The sequence below is a fragment of the Corynebacterium neomassiliense genome (assembly GCF_900626215.1).
Lineage (GTDB): Bacteria > Actinomycetota > Actinomycetes > Mycobacteriales > Mycobacteriaceae > Corynebacterium > Corynebacterium neomassiliense.
The window spans coordinates 201,023-216,425 of the sequence record NZ_LR131106.1; the positions used below are offsets into that span (position 1 = coordinate 201,023).

Annotated in this window: 18 protein-coding genes; 13 read left to right on the forward strand and 5 right to left on the reverse strand. The window is 68.3% G+C overall.

Features of this window, described 5'->3' with window-relative positions; translation table 11 throughout:
- Positions 1–14 precede the first annotated feature (14 nt).
- On the forward strand, positions 15–239 hold the full coding sequence (locus E0E18_RS00915) for a hypothetical protein (protein ID WP_066588919.1): 225 nt from the start codon (positions 15–17) through the stop codon (positions 237–239).
- Positions 240–245: 6 nt separating this feature from the next.
- A complete protein-coding gene (locus E0E18_RS00920) occupies positions 246–614 on the forward strand; it encodes an RNA-binding S4 domain-containing protein (protein ID WP_066588917.1) in 369 nt (122 codons plus the stop codon).
- A gap of 70 nt (positions 615–684) precedes the next feature.
- On the opposite strand, the gene E0E18_RS00925 is transcribed toward E0E18_RS00920, so the two are convergent.
- Genes E0E18_RS00925 through E0E18_RS00940 form a run of 4 tightly spaced genes read right to left on the reverse strand, consistent with a single transcriptional unit; the run spans position 685 to position 3,981 of the window.
- The gene (locus E0E18_RS00925; protein WP_066588913.1) at positions 685–1,674 is read right to left on the reverse strand and encodes a GTP pyrophosphokinase; all 990 of its coding nucleotides are present in this window, start codon (positions 1,672–1,674) and stop codon (positions 685–687) included.
- 5 nt (positions 1,675–1,679) lie between these two features.
- Positions 1,680–2,252 carry a hypothetical protein gene (locus E0E18_RS00930; protein ID WP_237559574.1) on the reverse strand — a complete coding sequence of 191 codons (573 nt, stop codon included), beginning with the start codon at positions 2,250–2,252 and terminating at the stop codon, positions 1,680–1,682.
- Positions 2,253–2,299: 47 nt separating this feature from the next.
- Entirely contained in the window at positions 2,300–3,271 is a 972-nt protein-coding gene (locus tag E0E18_RS00935) for a BRCT domain-containing protein (RefSeq protein WP_130839097.1), read from the reverse strand.
- A complete protein-coding gene (locus E0E18_RS00940; RefSeq protein WP_130839098.1) occupies positions 3,268–3,981 on the reverse strand; it encodes a TetR/AcrR family transcriptional regulator in 714 nt (237 codons plus the stop codon). The genes E0E18_RS00935 and E0E18_RS00940 overlap by 4 nt, the downstream gene beginning before the upstream one ends.
- A 118-nt stretch (positions 3,982–4,099) precedes the next feature.
- Between E0E18_RS00940 and E0E18_RS00945 the strand changes: the two genes are divergently transcribed.
- Positions 4,100–4,810 (forward strand): Rv0361 family membrane protein, encoded by a 711-nt coding sequence (locus tag E0E18_RS00945; protein WP_130839099.1) that lies wholly within the window; start codon positions 4,100–4,102, stop codon positions 4,808–4,810.
- Complete coding sequence (locus tag E0E18_RS00950; protein ID WP_110481519.1) at positions 4,807–5,313, forward strand: hypothetical protein; 507 nt, start codon at positions 4,807–4,809, stop codon at positions 5,311–5,313. The genes E0E18_RS00945 and E0E18_RS00950 overlap by 4 nt, the downstream gene beginning before the upstream one ends.
- Before the next feature lie 75 nt (positions 5,314–5,388).
- Here E0E18_RS00950 and E0E18_RS00955 read toward each other — a convergent pair whose 3' ends face one another.
- Positions 5,389–7,137 carry a hypothetical protein gene (locus E0E18_RS00955; RefSeq protein ID WP_130841098.1) on the reverse strand — a complete coding sequence of 583 codons (1,749 nt, stop codon included), beginning with the start codon at positions 7,135–7,137 and terminating at the stop codon, positions 5,389–5,391.
- 94 nt (positions 7,138–7,231) lie between these two features.
- Here E0E18_RS00955 and hisD point away from each other — a divergent pair, with 94 nt between their 5' ends.
- From hisD to hisI, 9 genes are all read left to right on the forward strand, one after another.
- Positions 7,232–8,584, forward strand: a complete 1,353-nt coding sequence (hisD, locus tag E0E18_RS00960) for a histidinol dehydrogenase (protein ID WP_130839100.1) — start codon at positions 7,232–7,234, stop codon at positions 8,582–8,584.
- Between the two features lie 9 nt (positions 8,585–8,593).
- Positions 8,594–9,793, forward strand: coding sequence for a histidinol-phosphate transaminase (locus tag E0E18_RS00965; protein WP_066588885.1), 1,200 nt, complete (start codon positions 8,594–8,596; stop codon positions 9,791–9,793).
- Complete coding sequence (gene hisB, locus E0E18_RS00970) at positions 9,790–10,395, forward strand: imidazoleglycerol-phosphate dehydratase HisB (RefSeq protein WP_066588881.1); 606 nt, start codon at positions 9,790–9,792, stop codon at positions 10,393–10,395. Before E0E18_RS00965 ends, hisB begins: the two co-directional genes overlap by 4 nt.
- A complete protein-coding gene (locus E0E18_RS00975) occupies positions 10,392–11,705 on the forward strand; it encodes an MFS transporter (protein WP_130839101.1) in 1,314 nt (437 codons plus the stop codon). Before hisB ends, E0E18_RS00975 begins: the two co-directional genes overlap by 4 nt.
- Positions 11,706–11,751: 46 nt before the next feature.
- Positions 11,752–12,402 (forward strand): imidazole glycerol phosphate synthase subunit HisH, encoded by a 651-nt coding sequence (hisH, locus tag E0E18_RS00980; protein ID WP_130839102.1) that lies wholly within the window; start codon positions 11,752–11,754, stop codon positions 12,400–12,402.
- Between the two features lie 93 nt (positions 12,403–12,495).
- Positions 12,496–13,251 (forward strand): bifunctional 1-(5-phosphoribosyl)-5-((5-phosphoribosylamino)methylideneamino)imidazole-4-carboxamide isomerase/phosphoribosylanthranilate isomerase PriA, encoded by a 756-nt coding sequence (priA, locus tag E0E18_RS00985; RefSeq protein ID WP_066588864.1) that lies wholly within the window; start codon positions 12,496–12,498, stop codon positions 13,249–13,251.
- Positions 13,248–14,270 carry an inositol monophosphatase family protein gene (locus E0E18_RS00990; protein WP_078057427.1) on the forward strand — a complete coding sequence of 341 codons (1,023 nt, stop codon included), beginning with the start codon at positions 13,248–13,250 and terminating at the stop codon, positions 14,268–14,270. Before priA ends, E0E18_RS00990 begins: the two co-directional genes overlap by 4 nt.
- Entirely contained in the window at positions 14,267–15,043 is a 777-nt protein-coding gene (gene hisF, locus E0E18_RS00995) for an imidazole glycerol phosphate synthase subunit HisF (protein ID WP_066588862.1), read from the forward strand. Before E0E18_RS00990 ends, hisF begins: the two co-directional genes overlap by 4 nt.
- Positions 15,040–15,402 (forward strand): phosphoribosyl-AMP cyclohydrolase, encoded by a 363-nt coding sequence (hisI, locus tag E0E18_RS01000; RefSeq protein WP_066588860.1) that lies wholly within the window; start codon positions 15,040–15,042, stop codon positions 15,400–15,402. The genes hisF and hisI overlap by 4 nt, the downstream gene beginning before the upstream one ends.
- Position 15,403 lies beyond the last annotated feature (1 nt).

The window sequence follows — 15,403 nt, forward strand, 5'->3', positions numbered from 1 at the left end:
GGTAACCTTGAGCCATGAGCATGGACAACTACCAGGGCAACACGGTGGCCCGGCGCAAAGCCGAGGTCCGACGACGGTCGCGGACACTGCAGATCTCCGGCGGGGTGGCGGTGGCAGGCGTCGTGCTGGGGGTCGTCACGACAAACTTCTTCTATCTGGTCGCAGTGGTGGCGCTGGTGGTCTTCGTGGCGAACGCCTGGAAGATCCGGGAGGTAGTCAACCAGAAGGACCAGTGGTGAGATCCGGTGAGCTCCGCCACCAGGATTGACGCGTGGGTCTGGTCGGTCAGGCTGTTCCGTACCAGATCGGCCGCCGCCGAAGCCTGCCGTGCAGGTCACGTCAAGCTCAACGACGAAACGGTGAAGCCCGCCCAGCCGGTGGCGGTCGGGGACCGGGTGCGGGTGTGGAACAACCACCGTGAGTACATCTACGAGGTCACCGGTCTGGTCAGCAAACGGGTCGGGGCGTCAGTGGCACGACAGTGCTACATCGACCACTCCCCGCCGCCACCGTCGAAGGAACTGCTGGACTCCCAGCCCCGTCGGGACAGGGGGGCGGGACGTCCGACGAAGAAGGAGCGGCGGGAGACCGACCGTCTCCGCGGCAGGCGCTGACCGGGGAGCCCCGGCTGTACCCGGGCCCGGTTGCCCCGGCGCTTTCTCCTACGGTCGTCACCTGCTGTCGTCACCTGCGGTCGGCACCGGTGAGTCGCTGCCACCGGTTACCCAGTCTTCCCGGCCGTGACCCGGGATTGTCGCCGATGTGGACTGTCCTGCGGATGTGGTCGCGACCGTAGGTGAGCAGGAGGAGGTCGTCGACAAGCCTCACCTGGCCCGGCGCGTAACCGTAGTCCATCGCGTCCATCAACCGTGCCAGATTCTCCGGACTGCACAGGGCACCGAGTTCCCCGATGGTGGTGATCCCGTGTGCTGCGAGCATGTCGACGGCGAACCCGTAGTAGTCGGCCTTCGAAGTGGGGTAGGCGGATCCGAGGATCATGGTGAGCACCCCGGGCAGTGTCGTTGCGGTGAGTTCGGCGTCCTCAGGGGCGTTGACCGCGGAGGAGACGATCCTCTGGATCTCGTCGAACTGACCGTCTGCGAGTTCGATGAGGCCCGCCGCCAGGGTGAACGCCCGGTGGACCTCGACGGGAAGGTCCTCGTCCGGATTCTTGTAGCGGATGTCGTGCTCGAACTCCGCCCAGGCATGCTGGAGCACTGTCCTGAGCTGGATCTCCACCAGCCTCCCGTCCAGGTCGGTGTGGTTGCCCAGACCGGGAAGGCGACGGTGGTCCACCCGGGCGATCACGTGGCGGGAAGCATAGCCGAAGCTGCCTTCCGCCCTGGCCTTCTCCGCCTTGTCGACGACATCCTCGACGGCGAAGAGATTCCTCATCACCCCGACGAGCAACGGGATTCCTGACGTGGTGAACACGGTGACCCTGATGCCTATCACATCGTGGGCGGAGGCGAAGTCACGGTACTCGGGGAACGCGGGGTTCCGCAGCTTCGTGAGGAAGCTCCTCCTGTCCTTGATCCTCACCGACACCTGGTCGTAGGAGATGCCGGCGTCGTTGAGCTCATCGGAGAGCACCCGCCGGATGTCGTCCGTGACCGTGGGGTGGTCGGCCAGCCAGACGTCGTAGTCGTGGAGCGCGGAATCGTACGAACCCATGGCCTTTACAGTAGGGCACCGGCGGTCAACCTCAGGGCCGGACCGCAGGCTTCACCACCGAGTAGAGCGCTGAGCTGCCCCGACGGAGGAAGTTGACACCCGGGTTCCGCGACGAGCAGGCGCCCTGACTCCGTCGTGGTGACCACGGGTCCTCCACGGAGTACCCGCAGCGTCGGTCGAAGGAGCAGCGGATGTGCTATCAACCCGGCGGCAGGGAAGAGGTCGTCGATGACGCCGACCTCGTGGAAGCCCGCTCCGAGGCGTCGCCTACGCAGGGACGTTCCGTGAGCTGCGGTCAGCCTCCCCAGGGCGGCGAGCATCTCCAGCGCGGCATCGGCCCACAGGCCACCGACCGTGGTGTCTCTCACGACAAGGTCATCGGTGGTGAGGCAGCGGGTGCCGTCCGCTCCGGACTGTCGTATTCCGGTGACGAGACCTGCACCGAGGGGGATGAGCAGCGCCGTTCCCGTGGAGTAGATGTCACAGGGTCCGGGGACGGGGCCGGTGATCGGCAGCAGGTGCAGGCAGGAGTCCATGCCCCAGTAGGACTCCGCGGACCCCCCGGAGGTTCCCTTCATGTCCCCGCACCTCCACCCCCCGCACACACCGTACCGGGTCCGGCCCGTCAGAACGGCGCGTCGGTGTCCCTGACCTCGGAGAAGTCAGGACGCCGTGGTCTGCCGATCTTGTCCAGGAACTCGTCGAAGCTCCAGATCTCGATCCCCTGGCCCTTCTCGTTGAGCTCCCTGGCACGTTTCTCCTTGCTGGTGACGGACTCCCAGGTGCCCACGACAAGTACAGTGGTCTTCTTCGTGACGTTCTTTCCCACCGTCCCTCCTGCCGCGGCAATCATGTCCCAGACCTCGCCTTTGCTGTACGGGTCGAAGTCACCGGTGACAGTGACGTTCTGCCCGAACACGGGACTGTCGGCGTCCGCGGTGAGATCCGGTTCCGGGACGACGTCCGGTGTGGACACCCGTTTCCAGTCGCCCCCGCCACTGTGCCGTGCCCCCTGACGTCCACCGCGGTCCGGGCGCCCGGTACCGGGGGACGTCGGACTGCCGGATGATCGGTCCCCGCCGGAGTCGCCGACCCCGGCAGTGGTCGCGCCAACGCCGGAGGCAGGCGCAGTGGTGTCAGCGTCCCCGACCGCAGTGGCCGGGAGGGGGCCGGCGTCCCCGGGGAGGGCGAGGGTGGCGTCCTCCGGCCGGAGGCCGCTCTGCAACGCGGTGAGGGCGGCATGCACTGCAGTGAACTCGCTGTCCTGTCCGGGGGCGAAAGCCACCACGGTGGACACCCCGTGCGTCGCCGGGTATCCGCGCAGCGGACGGGCCACGCCGAACTCCGGGATGTCCTGCAGGGAGAACTGGATCCACCCGGGTGATGCGGCGGTGGGGGCATGGTGGTACCACCCTCTCAGCTGGTCGCGCCGGACCGTGAGCTCGGGGGGAAGAAGAGTCCGTCCCATCGGCGTCCTGTGGACGTGCACCCCGTCTGACGCGACAGTGACCACGGCACCGTGGGCGGTCACGGTGACGGCGTCGTCGGGGGTTTCAGAAGAACTCTGTGCCGCACTGTGGCGCGAGTCGTCGGTCATGACTGTGAACCTTCCGCTTCCTGGTGATCCGCTTCCTGGTGATTCGGCTGACTGCCGCGGGACGCCGGCGGGGCTGCCGTGTCCGGTCCTGAAATGCCGTGTTCTGACGGGCCCTGACCCGGGGAACCTGAGGGAGCTGCGACGCCGTCAAGGATGAGACCTGCACCGGCGAGAATCCGCGTGACAGACCCGTCACCGGCTCCGTCCGATTCCGCTCCGGCGGAACGGGCGGTCTGCAGTTCCGTCACCGCTCCGAGGAGATAGCGTACGGTCACCCACGCCGCCAGCCCCACGTCACGGGCCGGGGCCCCCCGGAGGGCCGCCGAGACCTGTTCGACGGGATCGACCCCGAGAGCACCGGTGGCCAGAGAGGCTGCGACGATCTCGGCACCGTCCCGGGTGGACAGCAGTCTGTGGACGAGATGGTCCACCTCCGCGAGAGTCCGGGCCCTCCAGTCAGGGGACCCGGCCTCCGGACCGGCGTCCCGGCCCCCGGACTCCCCGACGTCGGCGGTGCTGCCGGAAGGGCCCTCCAGGATCCTGTCGGCCACTGCGCCGAGCAGGGCCTGCTTTCCGGAGAAATGCCAGTACAGGGCGCCCGGCGCCACGTCCAGGTTACGTGCCAACCGACGCATGCTGAGGTCACCGAGCCCGTAGGCGTCGAGGATGTCGAAAGCGGCGTCAAGAATGACTTCCCGGTTGAGCTGCACGCTGACCGAGTCTAGCCGGGATAACGGATCGCGGTCACCGTCGATGTAACCTCGGACAGGAATGTCATTCTGCAGCGTCCCGTTGCAGGATCTCCGGGACTGAAGGGATTTCAACGACATGGCTTTCGGACGCACAGGGCTCAGATCCGGGCTCAGGCGCGGGCCCGGCGCGGTGACGGCAGTGGTGCTCGCAGGAGTCCTCGCCCTCACCGCCTGTGGATCAGATGACGGAGACCCGGCATCGGACAGTGCCGCAGCAGCCGCATCCGGAGCCTCGTCCGGGGCGTCGTCCGGGGCGTCGGGAGTATCGTCGGCCGCCCCGGCCGACAACGGAGACGGTCAGGCCTCAACTTCCGGCGATCCTTCCGCTCCTGCCGACCCCGCGGCACCGGGATCCCCCGACGGCCAGGGCCCCGACGGGGCGGGCGCCGCCCCGGGTGACCCCGCCGCCCCGGGAGCACCCGCCCCTGCAGCAGGTCAGCCCGCAGGCGACGACAGCCGGCAGATCACTGACCTGATCATGGGGCTCAACGGTGACATCCCCGTGGCGGATGCCATGCAGTACACCGTGGACCACTCCTGCAGTGCCTATCTCGCTTCACGAGGTGGTCGGGATGTACTCCAGCAGCAGGTCGACGCCCTGCGCCAGACCAGTGGCGGGGCCACTCAGGGGCAGTTGGCCAACCAGGTCACCGAAGTCAGGGATATCCGCGTCGACGGTGACCGGGCCACCGCCACCGCCGTCGGGACGGTCCAGGGACAGGACAGTACCCAGGAGGTGCCCCTCCAGAGGGAGAACGGGGCCTGGACGCTCTGTCCTTCAGTATGAACAGGAGAGCACTCGGAGAATGGGGCAGGGTGACCGCCCTGGCACTCATCGTCTTCGCTGTCGCCGGTGCCGCCTGGGGCTGGTGGCAGCCGGTGACCACCGGTGAGGTGACCGACGACCTCACCGCCGTGACCGGTCTCTCCGGGGAGGACGCCCCGGTCACCGCATTCGGCATGTACGTGATCGTGACGGGCATACTGGGTGCCGCACTTGCCGGGTGGATGTTCGCCGCCGCCCGCAGTCTGCGGGGACCGGTGGCACTGCTGGGGGCCGGCGTCCTGTCCTTCCTGGGTTCCGGCGTGTTCCTGCTGTTCGGGGGCTACGTCACCTCCCATTTCAGGGCAACCGACCTGGACGGGGACCTCGTCGCAGGACAGCAGGTCACCCTCGTCGCCGATGTCGGTGCCGGGGTGGGGTTCCTGGTCGCTCCGGCGGCAGCGGTTCTGGTGTACTGGGCCTGTGCCCTCTTCTCCTCCGACCGGGCGTTCGAGCGGTCACTCTAGGCAGCTGTCCGGTGACCGTGCGGGGTGGCCGCGGCAGGTGACTGTTCAGGGGGGCCGGGTCGTAGGGGGCCCGGTCTAGCCCTGGCGCAGGTTCCTCAGTGCGAGGTAGCCCTCCCAGGCGGCGTTCTCACCGGTGTCGGCAGGCTCCCCGCCCCCGGCCGGGCCGGGGAGCCTGGTGAGCTCACTGTGTGCCAGGTCCAGGGCGCGGTCACAGGAGTCGCCGTCGCCCTGGTCCAGGTACATTTCTGCGGCACTGACCCAGTTGAGAGCGGCGCCGGAGTGGTCCCTGGCCTCACGGAAAAGTCTGGCGGCGCGTTCGGCGTAACCGACGGCGAGGTCCGGGCGGTCAGCCATCTCCCACACTGAGGACATGTCCTCGTTCCAGTCGGCGACATGCCAGGTCAGCATGTCGGAACCGTCGTCACCGGGCACGGTCGCCGGAACCTGGGCGGGTGTCGCGGGATCCTCGAGGACACGCAGTGCCCTCTCCATCAGTTCGATTGCCCGGGAGAACTCCCCGGAGGAACACCGCTCGCGGGCGGCTGTGCGCAGCATCCGGGCGGCGTCGACCGGCTCTTCCCGGTCGAGGTGGAGTGCGGCGGCACGCTCCAGCAGGGCGACAACCGTCTCGCCCGAGTTCGATGACCCGGAGGTGCCTGCCTCGCCCGCGTCCTCCGCCGCCATCGCGGCGATGGACAGGCAGGCGAGGGTCCGCTCGTCGTCACCGGTGAGTGCCGACCAGTCCGCTGTGGACGCCGCGAGTGCGAAAGCTTCATAGGGGAGGTCTGCTCCCAGAGCGGAACGTGCACGAACCGCGCGGAGGTTGAGCAGGGCGGGGCCCACCGGGGCACCGTCGAGGGCTGCGTCATAGCGTCGCGCCAGCTCATAGGCGGAGTCGTAGTCGCCTTCGGCGTTGAGCAGCTGACAGACCTGTTCGGCACGGTGGAGTCCTTCCAGCGGTGCCCCGGTCTCCAGCGCAAGATCGGCGCAGACCCGCCAGTGCCGTAGTACGCCCTCGGCGTCCATGTCGCCTGCGGTGTCACCGGCGGTGAGGGCGAAGAATCCCAGCATGTCATGGGCTTCGTAGACCTGTGTCGGGGACGTCGCGACGTCCAGACGGGCGAGGTACGTCGAGACCGTGTCCACCGCGTCGGCGGTGCGGCCGTCGGCGTGCAGCTGCTGGGCGCGGGTGAGGATCCGGTCGCCCTCCTGGCCTGCCAGGGTGGTGAACCGGTCGACGAATTCGCGGAAGATCCCCCGCATCGCAGTGTGTTCAGTCGAGGTCGCGCAGGTGAGGCCGGCACCTGCGGCAAGAGACAGGCATACGCGTTCTTCCGCGGTCAGGTCGCTGTCCGGCCGGGCTCCGAGCCCGGAGATCTCACCGGCCAGGTCATGGAGCAGGGCGGCCGACGGGGGCAGGGTGGTGGTGAGCACGGCGTCGTCGCACTCCACCGTCATCGCCACGAGGGTCAGCGACGCCAGTGCCAGGAGCGCCGGACCTGCGGCACCGGTGGACTGTGCAGCCGTACGCCAGGCCCGGATCTCGGCTACGGCTTCGTCGTGAAGGTCCATGCGGTCGGCTGCCGCGGCGCGGAGGACGTGGAACTCGGTCCGTTCGGGTCCGGTCAGCCCGTCGGGCAGGTCGTCAGGGGACGCCAGCCAGAACTCGGTGGCGAAACGGCTCGTCAACGACCAGCTTTCCGCGTGGTCGCCGCGCGCTGATGCGGCGAGCGACTCCCGGAGGAGTCCGGTGAGTTCCCGGATCTTCCTGTCGTCACTGTTCCGGGAACCTTCAGGATCCGGACCCTGCCCCGGTTCTGCCATCGTGCTCAAGACCCTCCGTCCCGTCGGCTGTGTGCTCTACGTCTAGAATCTGCAGACGATACCCGACCATCACCTGAGGAGACGATCCCAGCTCATGCTTTCGCGTCTGGATCTGAGGGGAAAGACCCCCTCGACCGCCGAACTCCGCCGCATCCTGCCCCGCGGAGGTGTCGACATCGACCATGTGCTGCCGGCGGTGACACCGGTGGTCACCGCAGTGCGTGACGGCGGTGCGGCCGCTGCCCTGGACTACGGCGAAAAGTTCGACCATGTCCGGCCCGCTGCAGTCCGCGTGCCGGATTCTGTGGTCGCCGGTGCCGCCGCGAACCTCGACCCGAAGATCACCGACGCCCTCACCGAGGCGATCTCCCGCGTCCGCGCCTTCCACGCCACCCAGGTTCCCGCGGACGCGACCGTGGAGATCGCCCCCGGAGGCCTCGTCGGAGAGCGGTGGATTCCGGTCAACCGCGTGGGCCTCTACGTCCCCGGTGGTAAGGCCGTGTACCCCTCCTCGGTGATCATGAACGTCGTTCCTGCCCAGGAGGCCGGTGTCGGTTCACTGGTGGTCTGCTCTCCGCCGCAGGCGGACTGCGGCGGCTGGCCGCACCCGACCGTCCTCGCCGCCTGTTCACTGCTCGGGGTGGACGAGATCTGGGCGGTCGGGGGTGCCCAGGCGGTCGCTCTGTTGGCCTACGGTGACGACGCGGAGGGGCTCGACCCCGTCGACCTCATCACCGGGCCGGGGAACATCTTCGTCACCGCGGCGAAGCGCCTGTGCCGCTCGGTCGTCGGGATCGACTCGGAGGCGGGGCCGACCGAGATCGCTGTACTGGCGGACGCGGAGGCAGACCCGGTGGCGGTCGCCTACGATCTCATCAGCCAGGCGGAACATGATCCGATGGCGGCGTCCGTGCTCATCACGGACTCCGAGGAACTGGCGGACGCCGTGGACCGGGAGATCACGCAGCGTTACCGGGTCACTCTCAACCACGACCGGGTCAGTGAGGCACTGACCGGTGTCCAGTCCGGGATCATCCTCACCGACGACCTGGACGCCTCCGTCCGGGTCGCTGACGCCTACGCCGCCGAGCACCTGGAGGTCCAGACCGTGGACGCCGACGCCGTGGCGGCGCGGATCACGAATGCCGGGGCGGTCTTCATCGGCCCGTACTCCCCGGTTCCGTTGGGTGACTACGCCGCGGGGTCCAACCATGTGCTGCCGACCTCCGGTACCGCACGGCACTCCTCGGGACTGTCCACGCACACTTTCCTGAAGCATGTCGACGTCATCCGGTACGACTGCAACGCCCTCAAGGAGGTCGCGGACACGGTCGTCACCCTCGCCGACGCTGAGCGGCTGCCCGCGCACGGTGAAGCGGTCAGGGCACGGTTCGGTGACACCGCGACAGGCGCTGCAGCAGGCACCGCGACGGACTCAGAGAGCTGAGGAGCTGACATGACCGGTCTCAACGACCTTCCACTTCGACCTGAGCTCCGCGGGAAGTCCGCCTACGGTGCGCCCCAGCTCAGCGTGACCAACCAGCTGAACACCAATGAGAACCCCTACCCGCCCTCCCCGGGGCTCGTCGGAGAGCTCGTGGAGGAGGTGCGCAGGCTCGCCACCACCCTGAACCGTTACCCTGAACGGGACGCCACCGAGCTGCGTGACGACCTGGCGTCCTACGTCTCCACACGGACCGGTGTCCGGGTGACCCGTGACCAGGTGTGGGCGGCCAACGGATCCAACGAGATCCTCCAGCAGCTGCTCCAGGCGTTCGGCGGGCCCGGACGCCAGGTGATGGGATTCACTCCGAGCTACTCCATGCACCCGATCCTCGCCTCCGGTACCCAGACGGAGTTCACCGCGGTGCCGCGGACCGGGGAGAACTTCGACATCGACGTCGATGCCGCGGTCGCCGAGATCCGCTCACGGCGTCCCGACATCGTCTTCGTCACGACCCCGAACAATCCGACCGGGGGGGTGACCCCCCTGGAGGATCTGCGCCGCATCATCGCGGCAGAAGAGGAGGTCGGGGGAATCGTCATCGTCGACGAGGCCTACGCGGAGTTCTCCGACGGACCCAGTGCCGTGACACTGCTGGCCGACCACCGGAAGTCCCTGGTCGTGTCGAGGACGATGTCGAAAGCCTTCGACTTCGCGGGAGGCAGGCTCGGCTACTTCGTCGCCGACCCGGCGTTCATCGAGGCGGTCATGCTGGTGCGGCTGCCGTACCACCTTTCCACCCTGTCCCAGGCGGCGGCGAGGGTCGCCCTCAGGCACGCCGGTGAAACGCTGGCCACTGTCGCCGCGATCCGTGACGAGAGGATCCGGGTCGAGGCAGCTCTGGTGGACATGGGTTACCGGGTGGTGCCGAGCGAGTCGAACTTCATCTTCTTCCGGGTGCCTTTCGCCGGCACAGAGACGGGTACAGGGACGGGTACAGTCGCAGACGCCGCAGGGCCCGCCGGGGAGCCGGGGGTCTCCTCCGGTGAGGTGGAACCTGACGCGCACGAGGTCTGGCAGAAGTTCCTCGACTACGACGTCCTCATCCGCGACGTGGGTGTGCCGGGTCATCTCCGGGTGACTGTCGGCCTGCCCGCGGAGAACGACGCCTTCCTGACCGCCGCAGACAAGATCATCGGAGAGTACAAGTGAGCACACCGCGCATCGGCCGTATTGAGCGGGTCACCCGGGAATCATCCGTCACAGTCGAGATCAACCTCGACGGCACCGGAGTGACCGAGGTGGACACCGGTCTGCCCTTCTTCGACCACATGCTCACCGCTTTCGGCACCCACGGGAGTTTCGACCTCACCGTGCATGCGGACGGGGACACCGAGGTGGACGCCCACCACACCGTGGAGGACACCGCGATCGTCCTCGGAAGTGCGCTGGCCCGGGCGCTCGGGGACAAGCGCGGTATCCGGCGCTTCGCCGACTCCTGGATCCCCATGGACGAGACCCTGGTGCAGGCGGTCGTGGACGTGTCGGGCCGTCCCTACTACGTGGGCACGGGTGAGCCGGACACCATGCTCACCACCGTCATCGGCGGGCACTACGCCACCGTGATCAACCAGCACTTCTTCGAGTCGCTGGCGTTCAACGCGAAGATCGCCCTGCACGTGCGGTGCATCTACGGCCGTGACCCCCACCATGTCACGGAGGCGGAGTTCAAGGCGGTGGCGCGCGCCCTGCGGGCCGCGACCGAGTCCGACCCGCGGGTCACGGGGGTCCCGTCCACCAAGGGAACACTGTGACGACTGGGGGCACTGCACTGGCGGTACTCAAAGTCAAGGGTCTTCCCCTGACACTGCTCAGTGTCTTCTGCGCTTTCCTCGGCTGGTCCCTTCTGCTGCCGGTGATTCCGGTGGCGATGCTCGACGACGGTTACGGCGACACCCTCGCCGGACTGTCCACCGGCGTCTTCATGGCAGCCACGGTGGTCACACAGTTCTTCGTCCCCCGCCTTCTGCGGTCGGTGGGCTATGTGCCGGTGATGATCGCCGCCTCGGTGCTGCTGGGGGTTCCCTCGGCGTTCTACCTCATCGACGGAGGACCCTGGCTGGTTCTCGTGGTCTCCGCTGTGCGGGGAACCGGTTTCGGTGCCGTCACCGTCGCACAGTCCGCACTGCTCGCAGAGCTGGTGCCGCCCCGCCAGCTGGGCCGGGCGAACGCCTTTTTCGGTGCGGCCATCGGTGTGGGGGAGATACTCGGCTTCAGTATCGGGCTGACCCTGTACACCCGTGCCGGTGACAGCGTCTTCCTCGTTGCCGTCCTGTGCGGTGTCGTCGGTGCGGTCGGTGCCGTCGGCGTCCCCCCGCTGCGAGCCGAACCGGGGAAGAAGAGGACGCCGCAGGCAGGTGACGACGCAGACGCTCCGGTCGGTGCCGAGACAGGTCCGGGAGCCGGACACGCCCCGCTGTGGAAACTGGCGTTCGTACCGGTGGTCGGGTTGTGCACCGGTGCGATGGGCTTCGGTGCCCTGTCCGCCTTCGCAGCCCCCGCGGTCGACGGTATCGACCCTGCGGCTGCCGCGACGGTGGCCGGGTCCGCGCTGGCGGTCACCGGAGGGGCGCAGATCCTCGGCCGCGTCATCTCGGGTTCGTGGGCCGACCGTATCGGGGAGCCGGGAAGGCTCGTCGTCTGGGCGTCCCTCTGTGCGGTCGGGGGGATGCTGGCGATGGCGGCCGTGATCCATGCCGCCCCCACGGGGCCGGGCCTTGTTGTCGGTGCGCTGGCGTCGGCGGCGTTGTTCGGGCTGGGATTCGGAGGGGTCCAGTCGGAGACCCTGCTGATGATGTTCGACAGGATGCCCAGGGACCGGGTCTCTGAGGCGTCCGCCACATGGAACATGTCCTTCGACTCCGGGACCGGGACCGGCTCGGCAGTTCTGGGCGTCGTCGCAGCCTCCTCCGGCTACGGCGGAGTGTTCCTCGCCGGCGCAGGGCTGGTGGGGCTGGGGACGGTCACCCTGGGCGCCGACCGTTTCCTCGGCAGGCACCGGGTGGTCGAGGAGCACAACATCCGGACCCGGCTGCGCCGTCTGACCACGGGCTTCCGTCGGTGAGCCCTGACGCTGTGGCGGTGCGTCGCGGAGGCTAGAATCGACGGTCATGGCAACTCCTTCGGTCGCACTGCTCGACTACGGCTCCGGTAACCTCCGTTCGGCCCAACGGGCTCTGGAACATGTGGGCGCGGAGGTCACGGTCACCGCTGATCCGGACACGGTGCTCAACGCAGACGGGCTTCTCGTGCCCGGGGTCGGCAACTTCGGTGCCTGTATGACCGGGCTGCGGGCGGTCCACGGGGACCGTCTCATCGACCTGCGCCTTTCGGGGGGACGCCCCGTGTTCGGTATCTGCGTCGGTATGCAGGTCCTCTTCTCCTTCGGGACCGAGGGCTCCGACGGTGACGGTCCGGGTACCGACGGCTGCGGCCAGTGGCCCGGCACGGTGACGAAACTGGAGGCGGAGGTTCTGCCGCACATGGGCTGGAACACAGTCCGGGCTCCCGCCGACAGTCAGCTGTTCGCCGGTGCCCGGCCGGAGGAGAGGTACTACTTCGTGCACTCGTATGCGGCCCGGGAGTGGGAGCTGGAGACGGACGGTCATACGGAGGCACCCAAGGTCACCTGGGCGCAGCACGAGGACTGCCGCTTCGTCGCCGCGGTCGAGAACGGTCCGTTGTGGGCGACCCAGTTCCATCCTGAGAAATCGGGGGAGGCCGGTGCGCTGCTGCTGCGCAACTGGCTGGCCACCCTCTGACCTCCACCCCTGTACCCGACCATGTATCCACACTGTGGGATACTCGGTCCCACCATACGACTTCCCCGTCTGTCCCCGCGTTAGGATGTTCCCATGACTCTCACACTGCTTCCCGCCGTCGACGTCCGTGACGGACAGGCCGTCCGTCTGGTCCAGGGAGCCTCCGGCTCCGAGACAGGTTACGGTGCGCCCCTGGATGCCGCACTGGCCTGGCAGGACGCCGGGGCACAGTGGGTGCACCTGGTCGACCTGGACGCCGCCTTCGGCACCGGCAGCAACTTCGAGCAGCTCAGCGAGGTCATCGGGCGTCTCGACGTCGACGTCGAACTGTCCGGCGGTATCCGGGACGACGCCTCCCTCGAACGCGCGCTGTCCACCGGCTGCCGCCGGGTGAACGTCGGGACCGCGGCCCTCGAGAACCCGGAGTGGTGCCGCCGGGTCATCGGAGAGTACGGGGACCGGGTCGCCGTGGGCCTGGACACCCGTGAGATCGACGGTGAGTGGAGGCTGCGGGGCCGGGGCTGGGTCTCCGACGGCGGCGACCTGTGGGAGGTCCTCGAGCGGCTGGACTCCGAAGGATGCTCACGGTTCGTGGTCACCGACGTCTCCCGTGACGGCATGCTCTCCGGTCCGAACATCGAACTGCTGCGCGAGGTCGCCGCGGCGACCTCGGCACCGGTGGTCGCCTCCGGCGGCATCTCTGAGCTCCGGGACATCGCCGCCCTCGCCGCCGTCGTCGACGAAGGGGTTGACTCGGCCATCGTGGGCAAGGCCCTCTACGCCGGACGGTTCACCCTCGAAGAGGCACTCGCCGTCGCCCGCGGCGGGTCGCAGGAGCAGATCCGATGACCGATTCGCCCGACAGCAGCCTGTCCACCGGTGCGGAGAATGCACCGGAGCTCCGCGCCACCGAGATCGTCGAGCACGAGATCGACACCCGTTCCCTCCTCGCGATCGCCGAAGCCGCCGTCGACGAGGCGGAGACCACCTTCACCGCAGCCGTGGGAGCCGACCCTTCGGTGATGAAGAGTCCCGGAGACTTCGCCACCGAAGCGGACCTGTCCGTGGAACGGCAGCTGCGCTCACTGCTCACCCGGTACACCGGACTACCGGTGCACGGGGAGGAGTACGGGGTCGTCCGTCCCGGGGAACAGGTCGAGGTCAACCCCAACGACGAGTACGCCGACGAGTTCGACGGCCCCCGCAGTCCCTCCCATGAGCCGTCGAACCCCGGTCTCAACGAACTCCCGGAGACCTGCTGGGTCGTCGACCCCATAGACGGGACCGCGAACTACGCTGTCGGCAATCCGCTGTGCTGCATCCTGGTCTCCCTCGTGCACAAAGGGGAGGCCGTGGTCGCCGTCTGCGAGATGCCGCTGCTGGGCAGCCGCATCACCGCGAGGAAGGGGCACGGACTCTTCGTCGACGGGCACCCCGCCCGTCCCATGCCGCCGTCGGACCCCGGTCTGACCCAGATCGGTTTCGGTTCGATCCTGTCCCAGCGGCGGGGCAATCTTCCGGTGTCGTACCGTCAGGACATGCTCAATGCCATCGGCCGGACCTATCCACGGATGCGGGTCACCGGATCCTGCGGGATAGACCTCGCCTTCACCGCGGCCGGAGTTTTCGGAGGCACCGTGACCTTCAGCCCGAATCTGTGGGACAACTGCGCCGGCATCCTGATGATCCGCGAGAACGGGGGAGAGGTCACGGACTTCGCCGGCAACAGGTGGGTCCCCGGTGTCTCCGGCATCGTCGCCGGAGAGCCGGAGGTCCACGCCAACCTGCTCAGACACATCCAGTCGGTGTCGATCGGCTCCGCCGCCCGCACCGCCCAGGACGTCAAGGACCGTGGAGGTATCCGATGAGTGTCGCAGTACGTGTCATCCCCTGTCTGGACGTCGACGAAGGCCGCGTCGTCAAAGGGGTCAACTTCGGGAACCTGCGTGACGCCGGTGACCCGGTCGAACTCGCCGCGCGCTATGACGCCGAAGGCGCCGACGAACTGACCTTCCTCGACGTCTCGGCGTCGAAGGAGGGGCGGGGAACGATGCTGGACGTGGTGCGCCGCACCGCGGACCAGGTCTTCATCCCGCTGACTGTCGGTGGCGGGGTGCGCAGCGAGGACGACGTCGACCAGCTGCTCCGCGCCGGTGCGGACAAGGTGTCGGTGAACACCTCGGCGATACGGCGTCCCGAACTGCTCAGTGAGCTTTCCGCGCGCTTCGGCGCGCAGTGCATCGTGCTCTCGGTCGACGCCCGCCGTGTGCCCGAGGGAGGACGCCCGCAACCCTCCGGATTCGAGGTCACCACCCACGGAGGAACCAGATCTGCGGAGCTTGACGCCGTCGGGTGGGCACGGCGCGGGCAGGAGCTCGGCGTCGGCGAGATCCTGCTGAACTCCATGGACGGCGACGGTACCCGCGAAGGCTTCGACCTGGAACTGATCCGCCTGGTGCGTGCCGCAGTCACCATTCCGGTCATCGCCTCAGGCGGTGCAGGTAAGGCGGAGGACTTCCCTCCTGCCGTCAGGGCCGGGGCAGACGCCGTCCTCGCGGCCTCCGTCTTCCACTTCGGTGACATCACCGTCGGAGAGGTCAAGGACGCGATGGCGCAGGCCGGAATCGAGGTCCGGAGGTGACCGGCCGTACCGACCCCGCAGACTTCGACCTCGACCCGGCCATCGCCGCACGGCTGAAGAGGGACGCCGCGGGTCTGGTTCCCGCGGTCGTCCAGGAACTGTCCAGCGGTGACGTCCTCATGCTCGCCTGGATGGACGACCACGCCCTGGCCCACACCCTCGCCACCCGCAAGGGCACCTACTGGTCACGGTCCCGCCGCAGCTACTGGGTCAAGGGGGAGACCTCCGGACACACCCAGTACGTCCACGAGGTCCGCCTGGACTGCGACGGTGACACGGTACTGCTCAAGGTCGACCAGACCGGCGGGGCCTGCCACACAGGAGACCACAGCTGCTTCGACGCAGACCGACTGGCCTAGG